The following is a 25,385-nucleotide window of genomic DNA, read 5'->3' as shown; positions in this document are numbered from 1 at the left end:
GCTGGTGATGTCGAATCGACTAGAAGGAACGATAAAAGATGTCTTTAATGAGATGGCGGATGCATTGGAAACAAGTAACCTAGGTCCTAAATTAAAGATTGGTCTAACAATTGACGGCAGTGAACACGGCCTTGATAACATGCATCAAGCCATCAAACTCGCTCAAGCTCATCAACTTTTCGATATTGTGGTAATTGGAACTGATGTTAATTGGAAGGGTGTCGAAGTAGTTACGACGACCTGTGAAGCAGATAATGCTGCCAAGATGGAAGAGCTTTTGGCTACTGGCTATATTCAAGCCTGTGTGACCTTGCACTATACCTTCCCAATCGGTGTGTCAACAGTTGGCCGAGTAGTGACACCTGCTTTAGGTAAAGAGATGTTTATCTCCACGACGACGGGCACAGCAAGTTCTCATCGCAGTGAAGCCATGTTATTAAATGCAATTAACGGGATCATTGCAGCCAAAGCATCAGGAATTGAACAACCAACGCTAGGAATTCTAAACGTGGACGGTGCTCATACTGTCGAACGGGCCTTAAAGACCTTGGCGAATAATGGTTACCCGATTCATTTTGCTGAAAGCCAACGGAGTGATGGTGGCGTGGTAATGCGGGGAAATGATTTACTGTATGGGAGTGTAGATGTGATGGTCTGTGACAGCTTAACCGGCAACCTTTTAATGAAGATGTTTTCAGCATTTAATACGGGCGGTAACTATGAAGCAACAGGTTACGGTTATGGTCCGGGGATAGGGCAAGATTATCAACAGACTATTTTGATAATCTCTAGGGCAAGCGGTGCGGCGGTTATTGCCAATGCCTTGGTTTATGGCTATCAATTAGCCCGAGGCAAGTTGGGTGATGTTAGCAGACGGGAGTACACTTTGGCTAAAAAGGCGAAATTAACGGATATCTGCCAATCTCTTTACCCTAAACCATCGGGAGAGTCCCAGGCTATTCCCACCCCAGAGAAAGAAGTGGTGACAGCTGAAATCAACGGAATTGATGTGATGGAGCTGGATAATGCGGTAAAGAGCCTTTGGAAAGAGGGAATCTATGCAGAAAGTGGTATGGGATGCACAGGACCAATTGTCTTAGTTAATGAAGAAAAAATAAATCAGTCCAAAGAAAATTTAGTGAAAGCTGCATTTTTATAAAAGAAAAAGACCATTTCACAGAACAAGTGAAACGGTCTTTTTGTATATCCAACTAGTCCAAAAGTTGCGTTGTCGTCTTAAAAAGTGTTAAATTAAGGGTGAAGATGTTTTACGAAAGGAGCTGTCTTATGTCATTAAAAGAGCAAGCATTGGGCTTACCGACTACTCCAGGCTGTTATATTATGCGCAATAAACGTCAGGAAATTATCTATATTGGCAAGGCAGTTAATTTAAAGAGGCGCGTCAGTAGCTATTTCAATAAACTTGACCATGAAAAAACGCAACGATTGATGCACGAAATGACCTTTCTAGAGGTCATCCATTTGGGTTCTGATGAAGAAGCCTTAGCCTTGGAAGCGTTGCTCATTGCACAGTTTAAACCCTATTACAATCGGGCACTGAAAGAAGAGCGACAATACACATATATTGAAATAACCGCTGAACGAAATCCACAGCTCTTGCTGACTGAAACCATTACTGAGACGGGCGAATTTTTTGGACCGTATAGCTCTAAGCAATTGGCCCAATTGCTTTATAATTTCTTGGAACGTGAATACCCCTTGTCAAAATGTCAGCACAATAAGGGGCGCCCTTGTCTTTATGTTGATTTGGGGATGTGTTTAGGAGGTTGTTACCGGGAAGTTGATCCAGCTCTATATAGCTTTCAGCAAACTAATATCAGGGAGTTTCTTCAGTTACCTTTGGAGGAAATGATTCGGCTACTCGTTGAAGAACGGGAACGTCAAAGTCGCCAGCAGTCTTTTGAACGAGCCCAAGAAGTCCAACTATTAATCAGTTTGCTGGAAAAACAACATAATCGTCAGCCGGCGCCGATTGTTTTAGAACCCAATTGTGATTATTTGGGAATTAAGCAAGTGTCTCAATTTTGTCTCTTTCAAGTGTCTCATATCAGAAATGGGATTGTGTCAGCGACAAACTGGTGGACAGTTCCAGGTGTTTTATCTGTTAATCAACAGTTAGCCAGTGTGCAATCTTACTTTAATCATCCCAATCATCAGCGACCATCGACACTTTATATTCCTGAGACTTTGACAAAGATTTTTGAGGATTCGGCATTGACAGTCTCTGTGGGAAGCGATGAATTGGAAGATTATTTTTGGACTAAAACATTAAAAAATCTCGTACTAGCTGAAAAAGTTTATCTAGCTTTTGAGGCCTTTGTGATAAAAGAGAGGTCATTTAATTAGTCCATAGGGGGCAGATGGGAGCGGATAGTTAAGAGCTTTTCAGTAGTATTAATAGTCATATCATTATATAATGGGTATAAAGTTATTGGGATAAGGTCTGGAAGGATTTAAATCGAGGTTTATTTAGGATGAGTGTGGGGCCCAAGGTAGCGAAAGATGTCCTATGCCTCCGTTGTGACTTACTGGAGAATCTATCCTTCTTGGTGCCATACGTTCAGAAATAGAGTGGACAAAATCATTAGAAAAACTAGTATTTCAACTGTGTTTATGATAAACTTATGAAGATGTCAATTAGTAAAGAGCAAGGAGGAGTCACCCGTGTATAATTTTTTCTTAGGTCTGATGATTGTTATTTCATTTTTGATTATAATTGCTGTAATGATGCAACCAAGCAAGCAAAATAGTGCTGCTAGTGCATTTACAGGTGGAGCTGACCAATTATTTGGTAAACAGAAAGCTCGTGGTTTTGAAGCAGTCATGCAAAAGTTGACCGCCATATTAGGCGTTAGCTGGGGCGCTGTTGCCTTAATTTTAGCCTTTTTATCATCTAAGTAAGAGATAAAAGCCTCCTGTAATCAAAGCAGGAGGCTTTTTTAGGTATAAGTATGGGAGTCAATTAAACAAATTAACATGATGGATTAATCTGGAGGGAATTGAGTAGTGAAAATGAATGAGGTAATGCCAGAAACAACATTTTTTAAAGGTGATTCACGAGGAATTATTCTGTTTCACGCCTATACGGGAAGTCCGAATGATGTTCGTTCATTAGGACGCTCATTAAATAATCAAGGGTATTCGGTGTTACTGCCCTTATTTTCAGGACACGGTACCGCTCGCCCAGAAGATATCTTAGCCGCAAGCCCTGATTTATGGCTAGAGGATCTGGAGAAAAGTGTCTTATTTATGCAAGAACAAGGGTGCTCACAACTAGCTGTATTTGGCCTGTCTCTGGGTGGGATTTTTGCCATGAGCGCATTGGAGCGTTACCCAGATTTGATTATTGGTGGCGGCCCTATGTGTTCGCCGATTGTTCCCGACTCTCAAACCAATATTGTGCCATCTTTTCAATTTTTTGCAAAAAAACTAATGAAACAAGCAGGCGCTAGTGAGCTGGAAATAACTCAGCGACTAATTGACATAAATACAGGATTAAAAAAACAATTAAGTGACATTAAAGAATTAACGACGACGGTTTTTGACCAATTGGCAAGTGTGAGACAACCAACCTTATTAGTGCAAGCTGGAAAAGATCAGATGATTAATCCACAAGATGTTTACATTATGGAAAAAGCCTTGGTTAACTCTAAGACAGAACTAAAGTGGTACCCGGAAAGTGGTCATGTCATCACCGTAGGGCCCGCTCGTCAGCAATTGCAAGTAGATGTATCGGCTTACGTTGAAACATTAGCGTGGTCTTAGTCACATGATAAAATAGAAATGATCGAGAGGTAACAACCTCAGAAAAAAGGAGAACTAATGAAAGAAACGATTAAAGATAAAATAATAAGTTTTATGGAAAGTAGCGCAAAAAAGAGTTTTTCCATGGAACAAATAGGCGAAGGTCTTGGTCTAAGTAAAGGTGAGGATTTTAAATTACTTGTTCAAACCATTGCCAGTATGGAAAGAGACAAGAGTGTTACTTTCACTAATAAAGGTAAGATAAAATTACCTTTAAAAGACATTTTAATAGAAGGAACTTTTCGAGCTAATGAGCGGGGATTTGGGTTTGTGACGATTGATCCTGAAGAGGCTGATATTTACGTGGCTAAAGAGAACACGAACTTTGCTTTGAACGGCGATACAGTCAAAATTAGTATCATTTACCCTGCCGACCATTTGGAAGGGAAAACAGCCGAAGGAAAAGTAGTGGAGATCATCGAACGCTCAATGACTCAGGTCGTTGGTGAATTTGTGGCATACGATGAAGAAGAGCGTCAGGAAAGTGATCTTTATGGATTTGTCGTCCCACAAGATAAAAAGCTAAGCAACTATAAAATATTTATTGCGGCAGAAGGGATTCAGCCTGTTGATGGGATGATCTGTGTGGTGGAAGTGACTCATTATCCTGAGCCTGATTACCCAAATTCACTGGAAGGGTTGATTAAACAATCGGTAGGCCATAAAAATGACCCAGGAATGGATATTATGTCGATTGTGCTACAACATGGCATTCCGACTAAATTTCCTGATGATGTCTTGGCTCATGCGGATCGAATTCCAGATGACATTACAGAAGAGGAGATAAAAGGGCGCCGTGATTTGCGTAATCAAGTGATCGTCACAATCGATGGCGCCGATGCTAAAGATTTGGATGATGCCGTGACAGTCAAAAAGTTGCCAAATGGCCATTATTTTTTAGGGGTTCATATTGCAGATGTTTCTCATTATGTGACCGAAGGCAGCCCGATGGATATTGAGGCATATGAGCGAGCAACCAGTGTCTATTTAACCGATCGAGTGATACCGATGATTCCTCATCGCCTATCAAATGGGATTTGTTCATTGAACCCCCATGTCCCTCGTTTAGCTATGAGTTGTGAGATGGAAATTGATGACTCTGGTCATGTCGTTAAGTATGATATCTTCGAAAGTGTGATTCAAACGACTGAACGAATGACTTACAGCTCAGTTAATGACATTTTAGAAGATGAGAATCCTGATACCATGGCTCGTTATCAGGAACTAATTCCGATGTTCAGAGACATGGGCGACTTACATCACATCTTAGAAACGATGCGTTTAGAGCGTGGTGCTATTTCCTTTGAGGATCGTGAAGCCAGCATTATTGTTGATGAAGTGGGTCATCCAGAAGAAATCGTCCTGAGAAGTCGTGGCGTCGGTGAGCGTTTGATTGAGTCCTTTATGTTAATCGCCAATGAAACGATTGCCAGACATTATCAACAAGCCAAATTACCTTTTATTTACCGAATTCATGAACAGCCAAAAGAAGATAAAATGCAACGATTCTTTGAATTTGCCACGAGTTTTGGTATTCTTATTAAAGGAACTAAAGAAGATATTACACCTAAGGACTTGCAACGGGTGTTGGAACAAGTTAAGGGGCGACCAGAAGAACCGGTGATTAACAAGATGTTGCTACGCAGTATGCAACAGGCTCGCTACAGTGAAGATCCTGTTGGTCATTATGGTCTTGCAGCTGATGATTACACTCATTTTACGTCACCAATTCGCCGCTACCCAGATTTGATTGTCCATCGTTTGATTAAGGCTTACACCAGTCAGCCAGTGACGGAAGAAACAAAGGAGAAGTGGCAGGAGCACTTACCAGATATTGCTGTTCACAGCTCACAGATGGAGCGCCGGGCTGTTGAAGCAGAGCGAGACACGGATAGCTTGAAAAAAGCCGAGTTCATGCAGGATAAGGTTGGTGAAGAGTTTCCAGGTGTGATTGGCTCGATCACGAAATTCGGCATGTTTATTGAATTGGCCAATACTGTTGAAGGGTTAATTCATATTAATAAACTGGACGATTATTTCCATTACGTGGAAAGCCATTTAGCTTTAGTTGGCGAGCGGACAGGTGTAACTTATCGGATTGGTCAAAAAGTAGTTATCAAGGTGACCAAAGCAGATCCGACCACCCGTGAAATTGATTTTGAGTTAGTGTCAACAGAAGATACCTCTGATCAGGAGAAAATTATTGTACCAAAACAACAACAACGAGGTCGTCGTCAGCCTAAAACGGAGACTGATCGCCGTAAACAACGAAATGGTAATGGACCTGGCAAATCACAGGATTATCGATCAAAACAAAAAGATGGCAAGAAAAAAGCAACAGGTAAAAAGCCTTTTTATAAGGAAGTTGCAAAAAAGAAAAAAGGTAAAAAAAAGAAAGCTAAGTAGCTAATTTGGACAGTGATTAACATATAGAGAATGAAACGTGGTTTTCTATATGTTAAAATGAGTCTTGTGAGCCCCTTAATAAGGCGGTTTCAGGGAATCAACTTATAAGGTTACTAAGCCTTTAATCAGGAGGTGGCATAATGCCAAAAGGAGAGGGGCAGTTAATTGCTCAAAATCGAAAAGCGCGTCATGACTTTACCATTATCGACACGATCGAAGCAGGAATCGTTCTCAAAGGAACGGAAATCAAAGCGATTCGTGCCGCTCGTATCAATTTAAAAGACGGCTTTGCTCGTGTCCGAAATGGGGAGGTCTACTTATCAAATGTCCATATCAGTCCCTATGAACAAGGCAATCTTTTTAATCATGACCCGTTACGAACACGCAAATTATTGATGCACCGCAAACAAATCGACCGTTTAATTGGCGAAACTAAGAATACCGGCGTCACCTTAATTCCTTTAAAGATTTATATTAAAAACGGATTTGCCAAAGTACTAATTGGCATTGCAAAAGGGAAAAAACAATACGATAAGCGGGAAGATCTAAAACGTAAAGATATTAACCGTGAAATAGATCGGACATTAAAAAATAGATACTAAATTGTCCTTAACTATCGGTCAATATGACCGATAACTACTATTAGACTGATTGCCCGGTAGTGAGTGGTAACTTGATTTTGGAACAAATGATAAAAATAATGAGAGTCAGGTGATTTCCTGGCTCTATTTTTAAGCCGAAAATTACCCTGTCCCTTGTTTTAATGGTAAACTAAAGAAGCGGATGTTCGTTTCTTTGGGTCAACTAGTTGTGAATATCACGCTAATTAAGTAACTAAAACCAGTTATTTTACTTTCCTTCTATCAACTAGCGTCAGTTTAGCAAGTTTTAGTGAGATAAATTCACATATTTCTTTTAAAAGCGCTAAATATTTGTTACGATAGAAGCGTAGGTGACTTTTTATGCGAGAGGAGAAATGAGTACATAAGGTTAGGGAATAGTGAATTGAACAAGTGAATAAAAAATGCAAAAACCTAAGGAGATTGATTAAAAAGAGTAACAAATGATTGCCTTGACATTTTGTTTATGAAAAAATGATAATTTTCATGAAAAAGCTTTGTCTTTTAATCACAATGGTGGTATCATAAGCAATGTTGAATAGCAATAAGTAATAGTCCGATAAGTTAAAACTTATACAAACTTTTTCTCTATTAACTTTGTTATTTTTATAATCTTCTCTTTGGAAAAGAGGTGAAGTAATATGGAAGAATCATCCTGGATTGTTAGAGATGTTTTTGGGTCAGGACTAGATGTCGATGTCACAGTATGTTTGATGATTTTGCTGACATGTGCGCTTATTTTCGGCGTCGTTTATTTCTGTTCTCGAAATCTACAACTGAAACCAACTGGGAAACAGAACTTTTTGGAAATGGTCATCGATTTTGTTCGCAAGATATTGTCTGATAACTTGCCGAGTAAAGAAGTAAATAATTATCATTTACTGGCGTTTACCTTATTTCTATTTATTCTTGTGTCCAACATTCTAGGTTTGGTGACAAAAATTGGTATGCATAACCCACAGGGAGAAGAAATCGTTTATTGGAAGAGTCCAACTGCGGATCCGTTAGTTACCTTAACGCTTGCGGCAATCGTGATTCTATTAACGAATTATTTCGGAATGAAAAAATTCGGCATTAAACAATATTTCCACAACAGTTTTGCAGAACCAGCTAAATTCTTAATGCCAATAAAATTGATGGAAGAATTTACCAACGTTTTAACATTAGGCCTCCGTCTTTATGGAAACATTTATGCTGGGGAAGTCCTATTGACGTTGATTTCAAGTCTTGCAGACAGCAAGGGGTTCTTTACCTTTATCCCAGCCCTGCCCTTACAGATGATTTGGATAGGATTCTCAGTCTTTATCGGCGCGATCCAAGCGTTTATTTTCGTCACATTATCAATGGTGTATCTCTCACATAAAGTGGTAGCAGAACACTAAATTACAAAAAAAAAATAATATAAAGTTATTTTTAGGAGGAAATTTATTATGAATTACATCGCAGCATCTATCGCAGTTTTCGGGTCAGCAATCGCGGCCGCTTATGGTAACGGAAAAGTTATATCTAAAACATTGGAATGTATGGCTCGCCAACCAGAAATGTCTGGTGAATTAAGAAGTACGATGTTTATCGGTGCTGGTTTAATTGAAGCTGTGCCAATTTTAGGGATTGTTGTAGCGTTATTATTAGTATTCTTAGGTTAATACACACACGAAGGCAGGACGCCGAACTTTCGGACAACCGTCTCTGCTTTCTTTCTATATAAGTGAGAGAGGAAGTGCGAGCGATTATGATCAACCATTTAGTCGTAGGTAGTGTTCCAACTACTACGTTCACTACGATGCTTTTTGTAAGTTTGTCATTTTTACTCCTGATGCTGCTAATAAAAAAGTTTGCGTGGGGGCCGATTACGAAGATGCTCGAGGACCGAGCAACCAAAATCGCCAATGAAATTGATGGGGCTGAACAAGCCAAACTAGAAGCTGATGAGTTTGCTAAGAAAAGTGAAAGCGAGTTAAATCAAGCAAAAGCGGAAGCTGCTGCTATCATTAAACGCGCGAAAGAAAATGCCGAACACAGTGCTGATACAATCGTGGCAGATGGAAGACGTGAAGCACAAAATTATCGTGATAAAGCACATAAAGACATCGCGATAGAAAGAGAACAGCTAATCGAATCTGCCCGTCGAGAAGTAGCAGATTTATCCATTCAAGTAGCCAGTAAGATATTGAAGAAAGAATTAAATAAAGAGACTCATACTGAATTAATTAATTCTTATATTGAAGGGCTGGGATTGCAAAATGAAGACTGAGAACTTAACGATTGATCGTCGTTATGGGAAAGTTCTTTATGACACATCTAAAGAAGAACATCATTTAGATGAAATCCATGAAGAGTTAGTAGCCTTACGAGAAATTTATGAAGAAGTGCCTGAACTAGGTCGCATCTTAAGTGACGACCGTTTAGAACCTTTTGAAAAAGTGGATATTTTGCATGAACTTGATAAAGATTTTGGTGAGACTGTTTCTAAATTTTTACGAGTGATTTATGAGTATGGTCGAATGGCGGAAATTCCTCAGATCATCGATGAATTCGAACACTTTTATTATGATAACAAAGGGATCCTGATTGCTGAAGTCACGTCTGCTGTTGAAATAACAGACGAACAAGAGAAGCGGATCGAAGAAGAGATTGCCAAACGTTATGACTATAAAAAAGTAAAATTAAAGAAAAAAATCGATCCCGATATTTTAGGCGGTTTAATCGTCAGTGCCAATCACAAAGTAATTGATAATAGTGTTAGAAAACAATTAGATGCGATGCACAAAGAGCTGTTGAAGTAGTTTTAGTGAAATGAGAAAAAAGAGGTGAAAATCAATGAGCATCAAAGCAAAAGAAATTAGTGCGCTCATTAAACAGCAGATTGCCAACTACGCAGATGCTTTAGCCGTGGACGAAGTCGGTGTCGTGACCTATGTTGGTGACGGAATTGCCCGTGCCTACGGTTTAGAGAATGCCATGAGTGGTGAACTATTAGAATTTTCAAATGGCTCATTTGGAATGGCTCAAAACTTGGAGTCAAATGATGTTGGGATTATTATTCTAGGAGATTTTGAAACCATTCGCGAAGGCGATAAAGTCAAACGGACAGGCCGGATTATGGAAGTGCCGGTTGGTGAAGCCATGATTGGCCGCGTGATTAACGCTCTTGGGCTGCCAGTTGATGGTCTTGGTGATATTAAAACCACGAAGACTCGCCCAATTGAAGCAACAGCACCAGGTGTCATGCAGCGTCAGTCCGTTGATCAACCCCTGCAGACAGGCCTAAAAGCCATTGATGCGTTAGTGCCAGTAGGTCGTGGCCAACGTGAACTGATTATCGGTGACCGTAAAACAGGGAAAACAACCATTGCGATTGATACGATTATTAATCAAAAAGGTCAGGATATGATCTGTATTTATGTGGCCATTGGCCAAAAGGAATCAACGGTCAGAGCTCAGGTAGAAACCTTAAAACGTTATGGCGCCATGGATTATACGATTGTCGTCACTGCCAGTGCTTCACAGCCAGCACCACTTCTCTATATCGCCCCATATGCTGGTGCAGCGATCGGTGAAGAATTTATGTATCAAGGTAAGCACGTGTTGGTTGTTTACGATGATTTATCTAAACAAGCCGCCGCTTATCGTGAACTGTCCTTGCTTTTACGTCGACCTCCAGGTCGGGAAGCTTACCCCGGAGATGTGTTCTACTTGCACTCACGTTTATTGGAACGGGCTGCCAAGTTAAGTGATGATTTAGGTGGCGGTTCAATGACTGCTTTACCATTTGTGGAAACTCAGGCTGGCGATATTTCAGCTTATATCCCAACAAACGTGATTTCGATCACTGATGGGCAAATTTATTTGCAAAATGATTTGTTTTATTCCGGTGTACGCCCGGCCGTTGATGCTGGTTTATCCGTGTCGCGGGTTGGTGGGTCTGCTCAAATTAAAGCAATGAAAAAAGTAGCGGGGACATTACGTCTTGATTTGGCCAGTTATCGTGAGTTAGAAGCCTTTACCCAATTTGGTTCTGACTTAGATGCGGCAACACAAGCTAAATTAAACCGTGGCCGTCGAACCGTTGAAATCTTAAAACAAGACATTCACAGTCCGATTGCCGTTGAGAAACAGGTGACAATCTTATACGCCTTAACTCATGGGTTCCTAGACAGTATTCCAGTAGATGATATTTTACGTTTTGAAAAGGAATTATTTGATTTTATTGACGATAATTACCCAGATTTATTTGCTCATATTCGTGAAACGAAAAATCTGCCTGAATCAGTTGATCTTGATGCCGCTATCAGCGAATATCAAGGGATGTTCCTGGCAACCAATAAGGTAGCGGAGAGTGCTGACGCATAGAAGGATGGTGAATGAGTGTGGCTGAATCATTAATTGAAATTAAACGAAAAATCACCTCGACCAAAAAAACCAGCCAAATTACGAGTGCTATGCAGATGGTTTCTGGTTCAAAATTAAATAAGTCCGAAGCCTCATCACGAAACTTTCAAAAGTATTCAGAAAAAGTCAGGGAAATTGTCACTCATTTGGCAGCTACTCAGCTTGAATACATTGAAGGGGATGCAGAAGTCGATTTATTTGAAGATGTAGATCCAGATGACTATCACAGTATGTTAGTATCGCGACCTATTAAAAAAACAGGTTATATCGTGATTACAGCGGATAAAGGTTTAGCGGGTGGTTACAACAGCTCGGTAATCAAACAAACGTTGAACATGTTAGCGGAAGACCATGACAGTGATCAAGAGTATGTCATGATGGCTATTGGCAGTGCAGGGGCAGAATTTTTTAAGAGCCGCGGCATGAATATGGCCTATGAACTTCGTGGTTTAAGCGATCATCCAACCTTTGAAGAAGTCCGTAAGATTGTAAAAGCAGCGGTTCAAATGTATGAAAATGAAGTCTTTGATGAGTTATATGTGTGTTACAATCACCATATTAACTCACTGGCTTCACAGTTTCGAGCTGAAAAAATGCTACCTATTTCTGATTTGGATGCAGGTGAGGTCAAAGATTATGAGCTTGAGTATATTCTTGAGCCAAGTGAAGAAGCGATTCTTGACAAATTATTACCTCAGTATGCAGAAAGTCTGATTTATGGCGCAATTTTAGATGCTAAAACGGCTGAACATGCCGCACGGATGACTGCGATGAAGAGCGCAACAGATAATGCAAAAAATATTATTGACGATTTAACTATTTCATATAACCGTGCCCGCCAAACGGCGATTACCCAAGAAATTACGGAAATCGTTGGCGGAGCAGCGGCATTAGAGTAGTGACGGGAGGAAATGTGGAATGAATTCAGGCAAGATTGTTCAAGTAATCGGTCCCGTTGTCGACGTGGAGTTTCCATTAGATCAATCCTTACCAGACATTAACAATGCGTTAATTGTCTACAAAGCAAATTCGAAACAAAAGGTTGTCTTAGAGGTCGCTCTTGAACTTGGTGATGGGGTTATTCGCTCAATCGCCATGGAATCAACAGATGGCTTACAAAGAGGAATGGAAGTACTTGACACAGGTGCGTCTATTTCTGTCCCTGTCGGTAAAGAGACGTTAGGTCGTGTCTTTAACGTATTAGGCGAAACCATAGATTTGGAAAAACCATTTGCCGATGATGTTGAAAAAAGCAGTATTCATAAAAAAGCACCAACTTTTTCTGAATTAGCAACAAGTTCTGAACTGTTGGAAACAGGGATTAAAGTCATCGATTTACTTGCTCCTTACTTAAAAGGTGGTAAAGTCGGACTCTTCGGTGGTGCCGGTGTTGGTAAAACCGTTTTAATCCAAGAACTAATTAATAATATCGCCCAGGAACATGGTGGGATTTCTGTATTTACCGGCGTTGGTGAGCGAACTCGTGAAGGAAATGACCTTTATTACGAGATGAAAGAATCTGGTGTTATTGAAAAGACTGCCATGGTCTTTGGTCAGATGAACGAGCCACCAGGTGCACGGATGCGTGTTGCACTAACTGGTTTGACGATTGCGGAATATTTCCGTGATGTAGAAGGTCAAGACGTGTTATTGTTTATCGATAATATTTTCCGTTTCACCCAAGCGGGCTCAGAAGTATCTGCCCTTTTAGGTCGGATGCCTTCAGCCGTTGGGTACCAACCAACGCTTGCTACAGAAATGGGGCAATTACAAGAGCGAATTACCTCTACGCAAAAAGGGTCTATCACCTCGATTCAAGCGATTTATGTGCCAGCCGATGACTATACCGATCCGGCACCAGCCACTGCTTTCGCCCATTTAGATGCGACGACAAACTTAGAACGTCGTTTAACAGAGATGGGGATTTATCCTGCAGTTGACCCGCTTGCTTCAACTTCAAGTGCCTTAGCACCTGAAATTGTCGGGGAAGAACATTACAAAGCCGCAACAGAAGTGCAACATATCTTACAACGTTACCGTGAATTACAAGATATTATTGCGATTTTAGGGATGGATGAGTTGTCTGACGAAGAAAAAATCTTAGTTGGTCGCGCTCGTCGTATCCAGTTCTTCTTATCGCAAAACTTCCATGTGGCAGAACAATTTACAGGCCAAAAAGGGTCTTATGTTCCTGTTAAGGAAACGGTTCGTGGCTTTAGAGAAATTCTGGCTGGTAAGTACGATGAGTTACCAGAAGAAGCCTTCCGTAGTGTTGGTAGCATTGAAGAAGTAGTTGAAAAAGCCAAAACATTAGGCTATTAGGAATGGAGGTAGAACTATGGCTCACTTAAAAGTAGAGATAGTGACTCCAGATGGTCTTAGCTATGAGAATCCTGAAGCTCAATTAGTAGTGGTTCGGACGATTGACGGTGAGTTGGGAATTTTACCCAACCACGCCCCAATCATCGTCCCATTATCGATTGATGAAGTTCGTATTAAAAATGACCGTGACAGCAAAGAGCAAGATATCGTGGCGATTAATGGCGGCATTATGGAAGTACGTGACAATATTCTGACGATTATTGCTGATAGTGCTGAGAAACCAAGTGATATCGATGTCTCAAGGGCTGAGCGTGCAAAACAACGAGCTGAACAGATTATCGAAGAGGCTAAAAAAGAACACGATATTGATCAGTTACGCCGGGCTGAAGTTGCTTTATCTCGCGCGATTAACCGAATTAACGTATCGCGTAAATAAAAAAAACACCAGATGAATGAGCTCATTCTTATCTGGTGTTTTTTGGTATATGAGCCGATATATCTTTATTTTAAAAGACGTATTGTCATTTTTTTATCAGAGATCCTACTTATAACTCGTTCGTTAAATGTATGTATAGTGTTAAGAATGGCGTAAATTAGCTACTTTAGGGTTATTATTTAGGTACTCTTTCTTTTTTTTTTCCAGTAACTATGCTAAACTATAAACAGTTTCAAAAATACTGATCGGCTTTATTTGATATAAGTCATCTGAGATAATTAGGTGAACAGTAAGTTCTGATAATTTTCTAAGAGTGAGATTTATAAAAAAGAGCTTTTCAATAAGGAAGGATGGACCTGGTAATGCAAGCTTATGGAATTGATGCGTTAGTCAGATTAGTCAGTCATTTTGCATTTGTCTATTTAACTTTTTGGGCGATGCAATCCTTGCGTACAGAGTCTTTCTTTAAACAAACAAACACGACCCGAATTCGAATGCTATTCTTGCTGATATCCTTTGCAATTGGTTTTGCAGCGAGCTCTTTCTTCTTGGAATGCATGACATTAGTGCGTAATTTTATGTTAACAATGGTACAAAGATAAGTCAGTCATATTAAAATATGATGATTGTACTGTAAATGATACGCAAGGTATGTTATACTAATCGGAGTTTGTTTGAAAATATCTTGGGGGGAACACGATGGATCATATTATTGTTCAAGGCGGCAATCAGCTAAAAGGAAATGTTAAAATTGAGGGTGCGAAGAACGCAGTCTTGCCTATCTTAGCAGCCAGCCTATTGGCAGAAGAGGGAATGACGACGTTAGAAAATGTCCCGATCTTATCCGATGTTTTTATGATGAAAGAAGTAATTAAACATTTAAATACAGATATTAATTTTGATGAAGATAACAACACGATGACAATAGATGCAAGTCGTTCACTATTGGACGAGGCACCTTATGAATACGTTAGTCAAATGCGCGCGTCAATTGTTGTGATGGGACCACTTTTGGCTCGTAACAATCACGCTCGGGTGGCAATGCCTGGAGGCTGTGCCATTGGCTCACGTCCGATTGATTTGCATTTAAAAGGTTTTCAAGCGTTGGGAGCGACAATCAAGCAAGAAGACGGTTATATTGAAGCTCATGCTGAGAATGGCCTAGTCGGCGCTCGCATTTACTTGGATTTCCCAAGTGTTGGCGCCACACAAAATATCATGATGGCGGCTGTTCGTGCAAAAGGCACTACGACCATTGAAAACGTCGCAAGAGAACCTGAAATTGTTGATTTGGCAAACGTCTTGAATAAGATGGGGGCAAAAATCAGTGGAGCAGGAACAGAAACGATGAAAATTGAGGGTGTTGACCGTTTAGTGGCAGTCTCTCATCGCATTGTTCAAGATCGGATTGAAGCAGGTACCTTTATGGTAGCGGCAGCCATGACAGAAGGCGATGTCTATATTGAAGAAGCGATGATTGAACACAATGGTCCTTTAGTATCAAAATTGCGTGAAATGGGTGTTGAAGTAATTGATCAAGGCGATGGGATTCGAGTCATCGGACCTAAAACCTTAAAATCAACGGATATTAAAACGTTGCCTCATCCTGGATTTCCAACGGACATGCAAGCGCAGATGAGTGCGTTGCAAACCGTAGCCGAAGGAACCAGTGTGGTAACTGAAACGGTCTTTGAGAACCGTTACCAACACTTGGTTGAAATGGCTAAAATGGGTGCAGATTTCAAAATTGATAATAATGTGGCTTACATTTACAATCGTTCAACTTTGCATGGCGCAGAAGTTGCTGCGACTGATTTACGTGCCGCAGCGGCCCTTGTCTTAGTTGGATTAGTGGCGGAAGACCAAACAAAAGTGACACATTTAGAATATTTAGACCGTGGCTATTACAATTTCCATGAGAAATTGAGAAGCCTTGGAGCTAAAATTGAGCGTTATGACAGTGAAGGTAACGTTTTAGTCGCGAAAGTAGCAAGTAAAGAAAAAGTCTAAAGAATCAAGGAGATTAGGGATGGGTACTTCGACAAAATATGTCCTAAAACAATTATTGAAAATAATCATTGTGATGGCATTGATCATCGGCTTATTTGTAGCAGGTACGATGATTGGCTATGGCGTTATCGGCGATGGTAAACCAAAGGATGTCTTCAAAGAAGAGACTTGGACCCATATTACTGATTTCTTTAAATAAGCAATAAGGCCGTGGACAATTAGTTGTTCATGGCTTTTTGTCTGAATTGTTTGAATCCCTAGGCATATCCACTAAAATCGCTTGTAACGGATTAGTATTTCAATAGAGAATAGTTTAGAGCTGTTAAGTGAGTCTGTCAGAAGAATAATAAACGAGGGGAAGAGCCATGAAAAGAGTCATCATTAGCATCGTTAGATTTTATCAAAAACGAATTTCACCAGGGTTACCTCGTCGCTGTCGTTATCATCCTACCTGTTCTCAATACATGGTCGATGCAGTCGGGACTCATGGTGCTTTTAAGGGCTTCGTTATGGGGATAGGAAGAATCTTACGCTGTCATCCCTTCGTTCGTGGAGGGATCGATTATGTGCCTTATAAATTTACAGTACGACGGAATCCAGATCAGGAATATCATGGCCCTTATGATCGGAGGTTAAAAGATGAGCATCACTGTCATCACAAACACTAACGAATACCCATGGGAGCTGCTGCTCTTAGCAGATCCTGAACGGGGGAAAGTGGAGCGTTATCTTGCTTCTTCAAAGGTGTTTCTATTTCGTGAGAAGGAAACCGTCATAGGGGTAATGGCGATTCAAAAGCAAGGGGACCATCAGTACGAAATAATGAATCTAGCTGTTGATGAGGATAGCCAGGGGCAAGGCGTCGGTCGTCAGTTGTTGAATTACGGAATAGCAGACCTTCGTCAGGGGACCAACCCGGTCCGAGTTATTATCAAAACAGGGGATATCTCTGGTCCAGCCTTAGGCTTGTATCAAAGCTTGGGATTCACGGTTAAAGAAGTAGTCAATAATTATTTTATCGATCATTATTCTGAGCCAATCTATGAAGAGGGCCAATTGCTAAAAAATCAACTTATTCTAGAAAAAATAGTTTAAACAAGGTATACTCGTAATTGAAAGATTATAATGAAGCGAGGGGAAAATATGTCAGTTTTAGTATTCGACTGGGGTGGCACAGGAATCAAGCACGGATTGTGGAAAAATGAGGGGTTGGAGCAACAAAATCAATTCCCGACACCCAATACGTGGCAGGAACTTAAAAGGCAAATGAAAGCGGTAAAAGACCGTTTTTCTGATGAGCTGCTAGAAGGTGTAGCTATTAGCGCACCAGGTGCAGTCAATAGTGAAAAAGGAGTCATTGAAGGAATCAGTGCGATTCCTTATATCCATCACTTTCCAATTCAAGCAGAGTTGGAAGATTACTTCGGTTTACCTGTGGCTTTTGAAAATGATGCCAATTCAGCAGGGATTGCGGAAGTTTGGAGAGGCGCCGCACGTGAGTATCAAGATGTCTTGTTTTTAGTGTTAGGAACAGGAGTAGGCGGTGCGGTTATTAAAAATGGTAAAGTTGAAAAAGGGGCCCATCTATACGGTGGCGAGTTTGGGTTAATTTACCTAGACGGGAACCAAACCTTTAGTGGCGTTGGGACTGCTGTAAAAATGGCTGACCGTTATTGCCTTCGGAACCATGTTGAAAAAGGGAGTTTCTCGGGCAAGGATGTCTTTCGCTTAGCCACAGAGGGCGATGAGATTGCCGCAGAAGAAGTTGAAAACTTCTATAACTATGTAGCAAGAGGCGTGTTTAGTTTACAATTTACCTTAGATCCAGAGTGTATTGTAATTGGGGGTGGCGTATCTGCCAAACCTGGTTTGTTAGAAGAAGTTAATCGCCGTGTTCTGGAATTGTTTGCTGACCATGAGATTATTGATTTTAAACCCGTCATTAAAACCTGCGAATTTAAAAACGATGCCAACCTAATTGGTGCCGTTGCAAATTTCTACCAACAAGCAAACTAATTTCGATTGTGATATGAAACGATTGAGGGACTATCTGTTGATTTGTCAAGTTTTTGATGAACAGAAAGTCTCTCTTTTTTAGTCATTTTGTGAAAGAGTAACAGTGGGTTTCCTTGAGTCAAACGAAGAGCTGGCCCAAATCGCCCATCACAAGTGTGTTTTTTGAGATTAACTGCACAAAGAAGCTTGTCATAAATAAATGCAGATAAGCATAAACAAAATTGAATTGTCAGAAAATTCTTGACATTGGATGCAATATCCCTTATATTAAGATACATCTTAAATTTATTTTAAAAGAGATACTAATACACGGGGGTTTTATTATGAAGAAAAAATTTGGATTTTTGATGGCAGCATCTATGTTGCTATTGGCAGCTTGTGGCGGTGGCGGCAGTGGCTCAGCAAGTGGCGGCAATACTACTGGCAAAGATGATAAAGAAATCAAAATTGGCGTTAACTTAGAATTATCAGGTGCTGTTTCAGCCTACGGGATTCAAGAAAAAGAAGGGATTGAACTAGCGGTTAAGAAAATTAACGATGACGGTGGAATTTTAGGTAAAAAAATCAAACTAGTCATTAAAGATAATAAGTCAGAAACAGGTGAAGCCGTATCGGTCGCAGCCAGTTTGACAAATGATGGCGTCGTGGCAATTATCGGACCAGCTACTTCTGGCGCAACCAAAGCGACTATTCCTAACTTGACGAAAGCACAAGTACCAGCTATTACGCCTTCAGGCACTGACGATGCCATCACAGTGGCTAATGAAACAGTTCAAGAGTTCATTTTTAGAACTTGCTATCAAGATTCGTTCCAAGGTAGTATCTTGGCTAAGTATGCTTCAGATAACTTAGAAGGTAAAAAAGCCGTGATTATCGGGGATAATTCTAGCGACTATGGTAAAGGTTTAACGAAGGCTTTTACAGATACATTTAAAGGCGAAATTGTCGCCAACGAAAACTTTGTTGAAAAAGACAAGGACTTTAAAGCGACCTTAACTAAAATCAAAGACAAAGAGTTTGATTTTATCTATATTCCAGGTTATTACACAGAAGCAGGCTTGATTATTAAACAAGCTCGCGAAATGGGAATTACCCAACCAATTCTTGGCGCAGATGGTTTTTCTGATCCGAAATTAGTGGAAATTGCCGGAGCTGAAAATGTGAATGAAGTTTACTACACCTCTCATTTCTCTGAAAATGCTCCAGCCACTGATAAAGTGGAAGGGTTTGTCAAAGACTTTAAAGCTGAATACAAAGGCAAAACACCAAGCTCCTTTAATGCCTTAGCTTATGATTCTGTTTACATGTTGAAAGATGCAATTGAAGCTGCTGGCGAAGCTGACAGCGTAAAAATTAAAGATGAGTTAGCTAAACTAAAAGACTTTGTTGGTGTGACAGGTAAAATGTCAATGGACAAAGATCATAATCCAGAAAAAGCCGCTGTAGTCATTGGCTTGACTGAAGGAAAAGAAACAAGTTCTGATATTGTTGAACCTTAATAGGTAACAAGTCGAACACAAATTAAATGAATCGCTCGTCTGACGATGGGCAAAAAGGAGAGGGTGAGACGACTGTCTCTCCCTCTTTATAACTTTAGAATGGAAGGGATGCATTATGGATATATTCTTTCAACAGCTGATTAACGGGCTGTCACTAGGGAGTATTTACGCTCTAATCGCCCTAGGCTATACGATGGTCTATGGAATTATTAAATTGATTAACTTTGCTCATGGTGAAATATACATGTTGGGAGCATTCACTGGCTATTATTTAATTTCAAAAGTAGGACTGCCGTTTTTACCGGCCCTCTTACTGTCAATGATTATTTGTGCCATCATTGGAGTTTTAATCGAATTTTTGGCTTACCGACCTTTGCGGGGATCGACGAGAATCGCGGCCCTAATAACAGCAATTGGCGTTTCGTTTCTGATTCAAAATGTCATGGTTTATTTTGTTGGACCAGAAGTGAGGTCTTTTCCACAGGCCATTAAGCCAAAAAACTATGATTTAGGTCTGTTTCAAATCAGCAATATCCAAGTCATTATTTTGGTAACGACAATTGTCTTGATGATCTTGTTGCAATTCATTGTTAAGGGAACGAAGATGGGAAAAGCCATGCGAGCCGTTAGTGTGGATCCCGATGCAGCCAAATTGATGGGGATCAATGTCGATCGCACGATTTCCTTTACGTTTGCCATTGGCTCAGCCCTTGCAGCAGCAGCGGGTGTTCTAATCGGGCTATATTACAATAGTATTGATCCACTGATGGGTGTTACACCAGGATTAAAAGCATTCGTCGCAGCTGTCTTCGGAGGCATCGGTATCATTCCGGGAGCCGCACTGGGAGGCTTTGCTATTGGGGTGATTGAAACCTTTATTAGCGGCTCGCCGATTGAAGGTATGGCACAGTATAAGGATGCGATTGTTTACGGCATCCTCATCGTCATTTTATTGATTAAACCTGCGGGCTTACTCGGTAAAAATGTTAAAGAGAAAGTTTAGGTGATGACAGATGAAAAAGAATTTAAAATATAACATTGTCTGGCTAGGCCTAGCGGTTGCTGTTTATTTGATTATCTTTATTTTTCAACAAGTAGGCTTAGTCAATCCGGTTATTCAAGATTTATTGATTACAATTGGAATCAACGTAATTTTGGCTAGTGGTTTGAACTTGATTATTGGGTTTTCAGGTCAGTTTTCATTAGGTCATGCTGGTTTTATGGCAATTGGTGCCTATGCAACTGGTATGGTCGCTAATAAACTGCCAGGACTTCTAGGTTTTTTTGTCAGTATCTTAGTGGGTATGTTGATTGCTGGCGCTGTCGCTGGTATGGTAGGCGTGCCAACCTTGCGTCTAAAAGGCGATTATTTAGCGATTGCCACGCTGGGAATTTCGGAGATTATCAGAATTGTGATTGTTAACGGTAATGATCAGTCAGCCGGAGGTGTGTTTGCCACAGGAGGCGCGGCCGGTATCTTTGGGATTCCTGCCTTTGCTGATTGGCAAATGGTCTTTGTCTTTATGGTCATAACGACAGTGGTGATTGCCAACTATATTCACAGTGGACCAGGTCGAGCGACCTTGGCCATTCGCGAAGATGAGATTGCTGCTGAATCAATGGGTGTTAATACGACTAAGTACAAAGTAACAGCCTTCATTATTGGTGCTATGACGGCCAGTATTGCTGGCTCACTGCACGCCAGTTACGTCCAAATGATTATCCCAAAAGATTTTGGTTTTATGAAATCAGTTGATATCCTAATCATCGTCGTTTTTGGTGGGATTGGCAGCCTGACAGGAACCTTTGTTGCGGCAATTTTATTAGGAATTTTAAATTATTTCCTACGTGATATTGGTGAGCTGCGGATGATTATCTATTCATTATTGCTGATTATTATTATGATTTTTAAGCCAGGTGGTTTACTTGGGACCTGGGAATTTTCTGTAAAAAAATTATTGAGTAAAAAGGATGGGGGCGATGACCATGTCACTACTGGAAGTAAGTAATTTAACTAAAAACTTTGGTGGTTTGGCGGCTGTTTCCAATGTGAATATTGAACTGGCTGAAAATGAATTAGTCGGTTTGATCGGCCCTAACGGCGCTGGAAAAACAACGCTGTTTAATTTATTGACGGGCGTTTATGAGCCTTCTGAAGGAACGGTCAAGTTAATGGTCGATGGCCATGAGGAAGTCTTAAATGGTAAAAAGCCTTATGTGATTGCGGCCTTAGGACTAAGTCGAACCTTTCAAAATATTCGTTTATTTAAAGACTTAACGGTGATGGATAATGTTCTGATTGCCATGAATGGTAAAAATAAAGTGGGACTTTTTACGAGTATGCTACGTTTACCGGCCTTTTATACGAAAGAAGCCGAAATGCGTAAGAAAGTCATTGAATTATTAGCTATTTTTGATTTAGAAGACAAGGTTGATACCTTGGCTAAAAATCTGCCATACGGTGAGCAACGACGATTGGAGATCGTTCGAGCTTTGGCAACTGAGCCAAAGGTCTTGTTTCTTGATGAACCAGCAGCAGGAATGAATCCGCAGGAAACAGCTGAGTTGACCAAATTAATTCGAAAAATTCAACAGGAATTCGGCATTACCATTTTGCTGATCGAGCATGACATGTCTTTAGTGATGGATGTGTGTGAACGACTGTATGTCTTAGAATACGGCAGATTAATCGCTAAAGGAACACCAGATGAAGTTAAAAATAATCCAAAAGTTATTCAAGCGTATTTAGGCGGTGAGTTATAATGTTAAAAGTAAAAGATATCTCCGTTCATTACGGCGTCATTGAGGCTGTCAGACAAATTGATTTTGAAGTGAATCAAGGTGAAATAGTGTCGTTAGTTGGAGCTAATGGCGCTGGCAAAACGACTATTTTGCGAACTATTTCAGGATTAATTCGCCCAACGACTGGAACTGTTGAGTTTGAAGGAACGGCCATTGAAAAAGTGCCACCACAGAAAATTGTGGCTGCTGGTCTGTCCCAAGTGCCAGAAGGACGTCATATTTTTCCAGGTCTAACCGTCTTGGAAAATTTGGAAATGGGGGCGTTCCTGCGAAAAAATAAGGAAGAAAACAAACGGATGATGAAAGAAGTATTCGAGCGTTTCCCTATTTTAGCCGAACGAAAAGGGCAAGACGCCTCGACCCTCTCAGGAGGCGAACAACAGATGCTAGCGATGGGACGAGCATTAATGTCACAACCTAAATTACTCCTCTTAGACGAGCCCTCAATGGGATTGGCGCCCATCTTTATTAAAGAGATCTTTAATATTATCCAAGATATCCAAAAACAGGGAACAACCGTTTTGTTAATTGAGCAAAATGCCAATATGGCATTGTCAATTGCCAATCGCGGCTATGTCTTGGAAACAGGTAAAATCGTACTAAGTGGAACGGGGCAAGAATTATTGGCGAGTGAAGACGTGCAGAAAGCATACTTAGGAGGGTAAAAAATGATTGTTGAAAATTACATGTCGACCAATTTAATTACGGTCACAAAAGAAACGAAGATCAATGATGCCGTAGAACTGATGAACGAACATCAGATCCATCGCTTACCTGTGATTGAAAATGGCAAGATGATTGGATTGTTGACGGAAGGCACAATTCAGGAAGCCATGCCATCTAAAGCGACTAGTTTAAGTGTTTATGAAGCAACTTACTTACTAAATAAAACAACGGTTGCCGATGTGATGATTAAACAAGTAGAGACGATTGAAGCGGGTGCCTTACTTGAAGACGCCATCTATAAAATGCGTCAGAAAAATGTTGGCGTCTTGCCTGTTTGTGGTGGCGATGGCAAAATCGTTGGGATTATTACTAACAACGATATTTTTGATGCTTTTCTAGAAATCACCGGTTACAACCAAGATGGCGTTCGTCTGGTCATCGAAGTTCAAGACGACCATCAGGGAATTTTAGCTGATTTGGCCCAAACATTTGCTGAGAATAATATCAATGTGATTCAAATTGTGGTATATCGCAACGAGAAACAGCCGACTATTGTGGTTCAATTGGCTAATGCCGAAGAAGGAACGATCGGAACTATTCTAAAAGAAAAAGGCTATAACGTACTATCTTCAATCAAAACAGAAGCCGTCTAAAAAAGCGATTCTCATCTTAAGGTGAGAATCGCTTTTTTTAGGTGATTAAAATCATAACAAGGGTCATAATCCCGAGACTAAGGAGAATGCTGACCGATGAGATAAAGCCTGTGACTTCTTCCTTGATGCCGGCAGCTACGCTGTTAATGACCGCGAAGGTCGGGATAGGAGCGAATGCTAGGACGGTTAAGACGATTTTAACTAAAGGGTTATCAAAAGGCAGGACAAAGTAGAAGAGAGCCGCAAACAGGGCCGCAAAGGCATATCGCCATGATAATATTTCAACCACTTTCATCATGGCTGTTTTTGGCAATCGCAACTCTAAATAAATACCAATCATCAACAATGAAAGAAACCCATTGGCCGTGGAAAATAGTTGGAAAATATCAATTGAAAAATCAGGCAAACTGATGGCGAACACTCTTAAAATCACCATGATCAAATAAGTCATAAAAGGAATGGAGCGCAACAAGGCCTGAGACAGTAACTGAGTCGCTTGCTTTTTATCAAAATCTGGATGGCTGCTTTCTACGAGTATTTTGGAACCACCAGCAATCATAATACAATTCCCCACATCAAACATAAATAAATACGGTAGGGCTAGGGGGTAAAAACTTTGAATAAAAGGGAGGGTGAAATTTCCCACATTATAACCGGAAATACAATACATAAAAAAGACCCTATCTAAATAACTGTCTTTTCGCCAAAGGAACTTAGCCGTTAACACTAAGATAAGATTCATAGCCACAGCAATTGTCGCTAGTAAAATGAAATCAGACGTGATTGCCATGGTATTCATACCAATGATGACAGTAGCAGGTAATGTGATCGTTACAATAATATTGGACAAAACTTTGCCATCTGATTTCGAGACGAGTCCCATTTTTTTTAGAAAAAAACCAACTAAAATAATTAAAAACAAGCCAAACGCATTTAATAGAATAGTAGACATAATTAACCTCCTATTAACTATTATCAACCTAAAGAGAAGAATCTGCAACTAGATAGTTAACAATTTGGTGGATATGTGGTATCTTGTATAGGATGGAAAATTTATTGGGAGTATTTCGATCCCCATTTATCCGAGTTAATTGAAAAGAGGAGTTGATTGCATGAAAAAAAATAAAGATATCGAAGTATCAGTGACAGAAAAAAAACAAAATGCAAAAGGACAGGCTGCAGATGTTCATGAGCTGAATATTGGTAAAAAAGTTATTGGTGAAGTAGAAAAATTAGAATCCGGTAAGTTTGTGGTGACTATTGAGGGTGAAGGTCCTAAATATGTGAAATCTTTTGACGAAGGTTATGAAACCTTAATTAGTCACTGGAATCTCTTCCAGTAGAAGGGATACAGCGATTTGTTGGGGAAATAAAAGTGTTGTTATTTTGAAAAAATTCACTAAATTTTGAAAAAAATAAAAAAAATAGCAAATAACACTTGAAATTTTCTTGGAAATTGGTTATTATATTGAAGTCGGGTTAAAACAACCTGTCTTGGAGGAGTAGCGAAGTGGCTAAACGCGACGGACTGTAAATCCGTTCCTTAGGGTTCAGTGGTTCGAATCCACTCTCCTCCATTTTTAATATTGGGCTATAGCCAAGCGGTAAGGCAACGGACTTTGACTCCGTCATCGTTGGTTCGAATCCAGCTAGCCCAGTTATAAAAAACTACTTTCAAATTAGGGAAGCTGCTGAAAAACGAAGATATTCCTATCGTTTTCTTCTTTAGAGATAAAAT

Annotated in this window: 28 protein-coding genes and 2 tRNA genes; 29 read left to right on the top strand and 1 reads right to left on the bottom strand. The window is 40.2% G+C overall.

The window, feature by feature from the left end; all coding sequences use genetic code 11:
- Positions 1 to 7 precede the first annotated feature (7 nt).
- From grdD to RWN13_RS17625, 26 genes are all read left to right on the top strand, one after another.
- A complete protein-coding gene (grdD, locus tag RWN13_RS17750; protein WP_314066341.1) occupies positions 8 to 1,159 on the top strand; it encodes a glycine/sarcosine/betaine reductase complex component C subunit alpha in 1,152 nt (383 codons plus the stop codon).
- A 128-nt stretch (positions 1,160 to 1,287) separates the two neighbouring features.
- On the top strand, positions 1,288 to 2,367 hold the full coding sequence (locus RWN13_RS17745) for a GIY-YIG nuclease family protein (protein ID WP_314066338.1): 1,080 nt from the start codon (positions 1,288 to 1,290) through the stop codon (positions 2,365 to 2,367).
- A gap of 318 nt (positions 2,368 to 2,685) precedes the next feature.
- A complete protein-coding gene (gene secG, locus RWN13_RS17740) occupies positions 2,686 to 2,922 on the top strand; it encodes a preprotein translocase subunit SecG (protein WP_314066336.1) in 237 nt (78 codons plus the stop codon).
- 111 nt (positions 2,923 to 3,033) lie between these two features.
- Positions 3,034 to 3,786, top strand: coding sequence for an alpha/beta fold hydrolase (locus tag RWN13_RS17735; RefSeq protein WP_314066450.1), 753 nt, complete (start codon positions 3,034 to 3,036; stop codon positions 3,784 to 3,786).
- 57 nt (positions 3,787 to 3,843) lie between these two features.
- Entirely contained in the window at positions 3,844 to 6,231 is a 2,388-nt protein-coding gene (gene rnr / locus RWN13_RS17730; protein WP_314066334.1) for a ribonuclease R, read from the top strand.
- Positions 6,232 to 6,371: 140 nt separating this feature from the next.
- Positions 6,372 to 6,833 (top strand): SsrA-binding protein SmpB, encoded by a 462-nt coding sequence (gene smpB, locus RWN13_RS17725; RefSeq protein WP_314066332.1) that lies wholly within the window; start codon positions 6,372 to 6,374, stop codon positions 6,831 to 6,833.
- A 659-nt stretch (positions 6,834 to 7,492) separates the two neighbouring features.
- Positions 7,493 to 8,233 (top strand): F0F1 ATP synthase subunit A, encoded by a 741-nt coding sequence (atpB, locus tag RWN13_RS17720; RefSeq protein ID WP_314066331.1) that lies wholly within the window; start codon positions 7,493 to 7,495, stop codon positions 8,231 to 8,233.
- Between the two features lie 48 nt (positions 8,234 to 8,281).
- On the top strand, positions 8,282 to 8,497 hold the full coding sequence (atpE, locus tag RWN13_RS17715; protein WP_314066330.1) for a F0F1 ATP synthase subunit C: 216 nt from the start codon (positions 8,282 to 8,284) through the stop codon (positions 8,495 to 8,497).
- 86 nt (positions 8,498 to 8,583) lie between these two features.
- Positions 8,584 to 9,105, top strand: a complete 522-nt coding sequence (atpF, locus tag RWN13_RS17710) for a F0F1 ATP synthase subunit B (RefSeq protein ID WP_314066329.1) — start codon at positions 8,584 to 8,586, stop codon at positions 9,103 to 9,105.
- A complete protein-coding gene (atpH, locus tag RWN13_RS17705; protein WP_314066328.1) occupies positions 9,095 to 9,637 on the top strand; it encodes an ATP synthase F1 subunit delta in 543 nt (180 codons plus the stop codon). Before atpF ends, atpH begins: the two co-directional genes overlap by 11 nt.
- Before the next feature lie 34 nt (positions 9,638 to 9,671).
- Entirely contained in the window at positions 9,672 to 11,204 is a 1,533-nt protein-coding gene (gene atpA, locus RWN13_RS17700; RefSeq protein ID WP_314066326.1) for a F0F1 ATP synthase subunit alpha, read from the top strand.
- A 17-nt stretch (positions 11,205 to 11,221) separates the two neighbouring features.
- Complete coding sequence (locus RWN13_RS17695) at positions 11,222 to 12,142, top strand: F0F1 ATP synthase subunit gamma (protein WP_314066448.1); 921 nt, start codon at positions 11,222 to 11,224, stop codon at positions 12,140 to 12,142.
- Between the two features lie 19 nt (positions 12,143 to 12,161).
- Positions 12,162 to 13,565 carry a F0F1 ATP synthase subunit beta gene (atpD, locus tag RWN13_RS17690; protein WP_314066325.1) on the top strand — a complete coding sequence of 468 codons (1,404 nt, stop codon included), beginning with the start codon at positions 12,162 to 12,164 and terminating at the stop codon, positions 13,563 to 13,565.
- Between the two features lie 16 nt (positions 13,566 to 13,581).
- Positions 13,582 to 14,001, top strand: a complete 420-nt coding sequence (locus RWN13_RS17685; RefSeq protein WP_314066322.1) for a F0F1 ATP synthase subunit epsilon — start codon at positions 13,582 to 13,584, stop codon at positions 13,999 to 14,001.
- Positions 14,002 to 14,363: 362 nt separating this feature from the next.
- A complete protein-coding gene (locus RWN13_RS17680; protein WP_314066320.1) occupies positions 14,364 to 14,603 on the top strand; it encodes a DUF1146 family protein in 240 nt (79 codons plus the stop codon).
- Positions 14,604 to 14,700: 97 nt separating this feature from the next.
- Positions 14,701 to 16,011: a UDP-N-acetylglucosamine 1-carboxyvinyltransferase gene (murA, locus tag RWN13_RS17675; protein WP_314066319.1), complete on the top strand. Its 1,311-nt coding sequence runs from the start codon at positions 14,701 to 14,703 to the stop codon at positions 16,009 to 16,011.
- Positions 16,012 to 16,030: 19 nt separating this feature from the next.
- On the top strand, positions 16,031 to 16,210 hold the full coding sequence (locus tag RWN13_RS17670) for a DNA-directed RNA polymerase subunit beta (protein ID WP_314066316.1): 180 nt from the start codon (positions 16,031 to 16,033) through the stop codon (positions 16,208 to 16,210).
- 166 nt (positions 16,211 to 16,376) lie between these two features.
- Positions 16,377 to 16,679 carry a membrane protein insertion efficiency factor YidD gene (gene yidD / locus RWN13_RS17665; RefSeq protein ID WP_314066313.1) on the top strand — a complete coding sequence of 101 codons (303 nt, stop codon included), beginning with the start codon at positions 16,377 to 16,379 and terminating at the stop codon, positions 16,677 to 16,679.
- The gene (locus RWN13_RS17660) at positions 16,651 to 17,106 is read left to right on the top strand and encodes a GNAT family N-acetyltransferase (RefSeq protein ID WP_314066311.1); all 456 of its coding nucleotides are present in this window, start codon (positions 16,651 to 16,653) and stop codon (positions 17,104 to 17,106) included. Before yidD ends, RWN13_RS17660 begins: the two co-directional genes overlap by 29 nt.
- A 48-nt stretch (positions 17,107 to 17,154) precedes the next feature.
- Positions 17,155 to 18,027 (top strand): ROK family protein, encoded by an 873-nt coding sequence (locus RWN13_RS17655; protein WP_314066310.1) that lies wholly within the window; start codon positions 17,155 to 17,157, stop codon positions 18,025 to 18,027.
- A 323-nt stretch (positions 18,028 to 18,350) separates the two neighbouring features.
- Positions 18,351 to 19,526, top strand: coding sequence for an ABC transporter substrate-binding protein (locus RWN13_RS17650; protein WP_314066307.1), 1,176 nt, complete (start codon positions 18,351 to 18,353; stop codon positions 19,524 to 19,526).
- Positions 19,527 to 19,641: 115 nt separating this feature from the next.
- The gene (locus RWN13_RS17645) at positions 19,642 to 20,529 is read left to right on the top strand and encodes a branched-chain amino acid ABC transporter permease (protein ID WP_314066305.1); all 888 of its coding nucleotides are present in this window, start codon (positions 19,642 to 19,644) and stop codon (positions 20,527 to 20,529) included.
- Positions 20,530 to 20,539: 10 nt separating this feature from the next.
- Positions 20,540 to 21,535, top strand: coding sequence for a branched-chain amino acid ABC transporter permease (locus RWN13_RS17640; RefSeq protein WP_314066303.1), 996 nt, complete (start codon positions 20,540 to 20,542; stop codon positions 21,533 to 21,535).
- Positions 21,513 to 22,289 (top strand): ABC transporter ATP-binding protein, encoded by a 777-nt coding sequence (locus tag RWN13_RS17635; RefSeq protein ID WP_314066446.1) that lies wholly within the window; start codon positions 21,513 to 21,515, stop codon positions 22,287 to 22,289. The genes RWN13_RS17640 and RWN13_RS17635 overlap by 23 nt, the downstream gene beginning before the upstream one ends.
- Complete coding sequence (locus tag RWN13_RS17630; RefSeq protein ID WP_314066300.1) at positions 22,289 to 22,993, top strand: ABC transporter ATP-binding protein; 705 nt, start codon at positions 22,289 to 22,291, stop codon at positions 22,991 to 22,993. The genes RWN13_RS17635 and RWN13_RS17630 overlap by 1 nt, the downstream gene beginning before the upstream one ends.
- 3 nt (positions 22,994 to 22,996) lie before the next feature.
- On the top strand, positions 22,997 to 23,647 hold the full coding sequence (locus RWN13_RS17625) for a CBS and ACT domain-containing protein (protein WP_314066297.1): 651 nt from the start codon (positions 22,997 to 22,999) through the stop codon (positions 23,645 to 23,647).
- Between the two features lie 37 nt (positions 23,648 to 23,684).
- Here RWN13_RS17625 and RWN13_RS17620 read toward each other — a convergent pair whose 3' ends face one another.
- The gene (locus RWN13_RS17620) at positions 23,685 to 24,599 is read right to left on the bottom strand and encodes a transporter (RefSeq protein WP_314066295.1); all 915 of its coding nucleotides are present in this window, start codon (positions 24,597 to 24,599) and stop codon (positions 23,685 to 23,687) included.
- 160 nt (positions 24,600 to 24,759) lie between these two features.
- Between RWN13_RS17620 and RWN13_RS17615 the strand changes: the two genes are divergently transcribed.
- From RWN13_RS17615 to RWN13_RS17605, 3 genes are all read left to right on the top strand, one after another.
- The gene (locus RWN13_RS17615) at positions 24,760 to 24,990 is read left to right on the top strand and encodes a DUF2969 family protein (protein WP_314066291.1); all 231 of its coding nucleotides are present in this window, start codon (positions 24,760 to 24,762) and stop codon (positions 24,988 to 24,990) included.
- Positions 24,991 to 25,143: 153 nt separating this feature from the next.
- A tRNA-Tyr gene (locus tag RWN13_RS17610) sits at positions 25,144 to 25,224 on the top strand.
- A gap of 10 nt (positions 25,225 to 25,234) precedes the next feature.
- Positions 25,235 to 25,305: transfer RNA gene (locus RWN13_RS17605), tRNA-Gln, on the top strand.
- Positions 25,306 to 25,385: the final 80 nt, after the last annotated feature.

The sequence above is a fragment of the uncultured Vagococcus sp. genome (assembly GCF_963518325.1).
Classification (GTDB): Bacteria; Bacillota; Bacilli; order Lactobacillales; family Vagococcaceae; genus Vagococcus_D.
The sequence above is the reverse complement of the archived record's forward strand: the minus strand, read 5'-3'. Positions and strand labels throughout refer to the sequence as shown.

Coding starts and splice junctions, on each gene's coding strand:
- smpB (WP_314066332.1), top strand. CDS start 6,372: ATGCCAAAAGGAGAGGGGCAGTTAATTGCTCAAAATCGAAAAGCGCGT.
- RWN13_RS17620 (WP_314066295.1), bottom strand. CDS start 24,599: ATGTCTACTATTCTATTAAATGCGTTTGGCTTGTTTTTAATTATTTTA.
- atpB (WP_314066331.1), top strand. CDS start 7,493: ATGGAAGAATCATCCTGGATTGTTAGAGATGTTTTTGGGTCAGGACTA.
- RWN13_RS17680 (WP_314066320.1), top strand. CDS start 14,364: ATGCAAGCTTATGGAATTGATGCGTTAGTCAGATTAGTCAGTCATTTT.
- RWN13_RS17650 (WP_314066307.1), top strand. CDS start 18,351: ATGAAGAAAAAATTTGGATTTTTGATGGCAGCATCTATGTTGCTATTG.
- atpH (WP_314066328.1), top strand. CDS start 9,095: ATGAAGACTGAGAACTTAACGATTGATCGTCGTTATGGGAAAGTTCTT.
- atpE (WP_314066330.1), top strand. CDS start 8,282: ATGAATTACATCGCAGCATCTATCGCAGTTTTCGGGTCAGCAATCGCG.
- RWN13_RS17640 (WP_314066303.1), top strand. CDS start 20,540: ATGAAAAAGAATTTAAAATATAACATTGTCTGGCTAGGCCTAGCGGTT.
- RWN13_RS17660 (WP_314066311.1), top strand. CDS start 16,651: ATGAGCATCACTGTCATCACAAACACTAACGAATACCCATGGGAGCTG.
- atpD (WP_314066325.1), top strand. CDS start 12,162: ATGAATTCAGGCAAGATTGTTCAAGTAATCGGTCCCGTTGTCGACGTG.
- RWN13_RS17625 (WP_314066297.1), top strand. CDS start 22,997: ATGATTGTTGAAAATTACATGTCGACCAATTTAATTACGGTCACAAAA.
- RWN13_RS17735 (WP_314066450.1), top strand. CDS start 3,034: ATGAATGAGGTAATGCCAGAAACAACATTTTTTAAAGGTGATTCACGA.
- RWN13_RS17655 (WP_314066310.1), top strand. CDS start 17,155: ATGTCAGTTTTAGTATTCGACTGGGGTGGCACAGGAATCAAGCACGGA.
- RWN13_RS17745 (WP_314066338.1), top strand. CDS start 1,288: ATGTCATTAAAAGAGCAAGCATTGGGCTTACCGACTACTCCAGGCTGT.
- murA (WP_314066319.1), top strand. CDS start 14,701: ATGGATCATATTATTGTTCAAGGCGGCAATCAGCTAAAAGGAAATGTT.
- atpA (WP_314066326.1), top strand. CDS start 9,672: ATGAGCATCAAAGCAAAAGAAATTAGTGCGCTCATTAAACAGCAGATT.
- RWN13_RS17645 (WP_314066305.1), top strand. CDS start 19,642: ATGGATATATTCTTTCAACAGCTGATTAACGGGCTGTCACTAGGGAGT.
- RWN13_RS17685 (WP_314066322.1), top strand. CDS start 13,582: ATGGCTCACTTAAAAGTAGAGATAGTGACTCCAGATGGTCTTAGCTAT.
- atpF (WP_314066329.1), top strand. CDS start 8,584: ATGATCAACCATTTAGTCGTAGGTAGTGTTCCAACTACTACGTTCACT.
- rnr (WP_314066334.1), top strand. CDS start 3,844: ATGAAAGAAACGATTAAAGATAAAATAATAAGTTTTATGGAAAGTAGC.
- RWN13_RS17635 (WP_314066446.1), top strand. CDS start 21,513: ATGTCACTACTGGAAGTAAGTAATTTAACTAAAAACTTTGGTGGTTTG.
- RWN13_RS17630 (WP_314066300.1), top strand. CDS start 22,289: ATGTTAAAAGTAAAAGATATCTCCGTTCATTACGGCGTCATTGAGGCT.
- RWN13_RS17670 (WP_314066316.1), top strand. CDS start 16,031: ATGGGTACTTCGACAAAATATGTCCTAAAACAATTATTGAAAATAATC.
- RWN13_RS17615 (WP_314066291.1), top strand. CDS start 24,760: ATGAAAAAAAATAAAGATATCGAAGTATCAGTGACAGAAAAAAAACAA.
- grdD (WP_314066341.1), top strand. CDS start 8: ATGTCGAATCGACTAGAAGGAACGATAAAAGATGTCTTTAATGAGATG.
- yidD (WP_314066313.1), top strand. CDS start 16,377: ATGAAAAGAGTCATCATTAGCATCGTTAGATTTTATCAAAAACGAATT.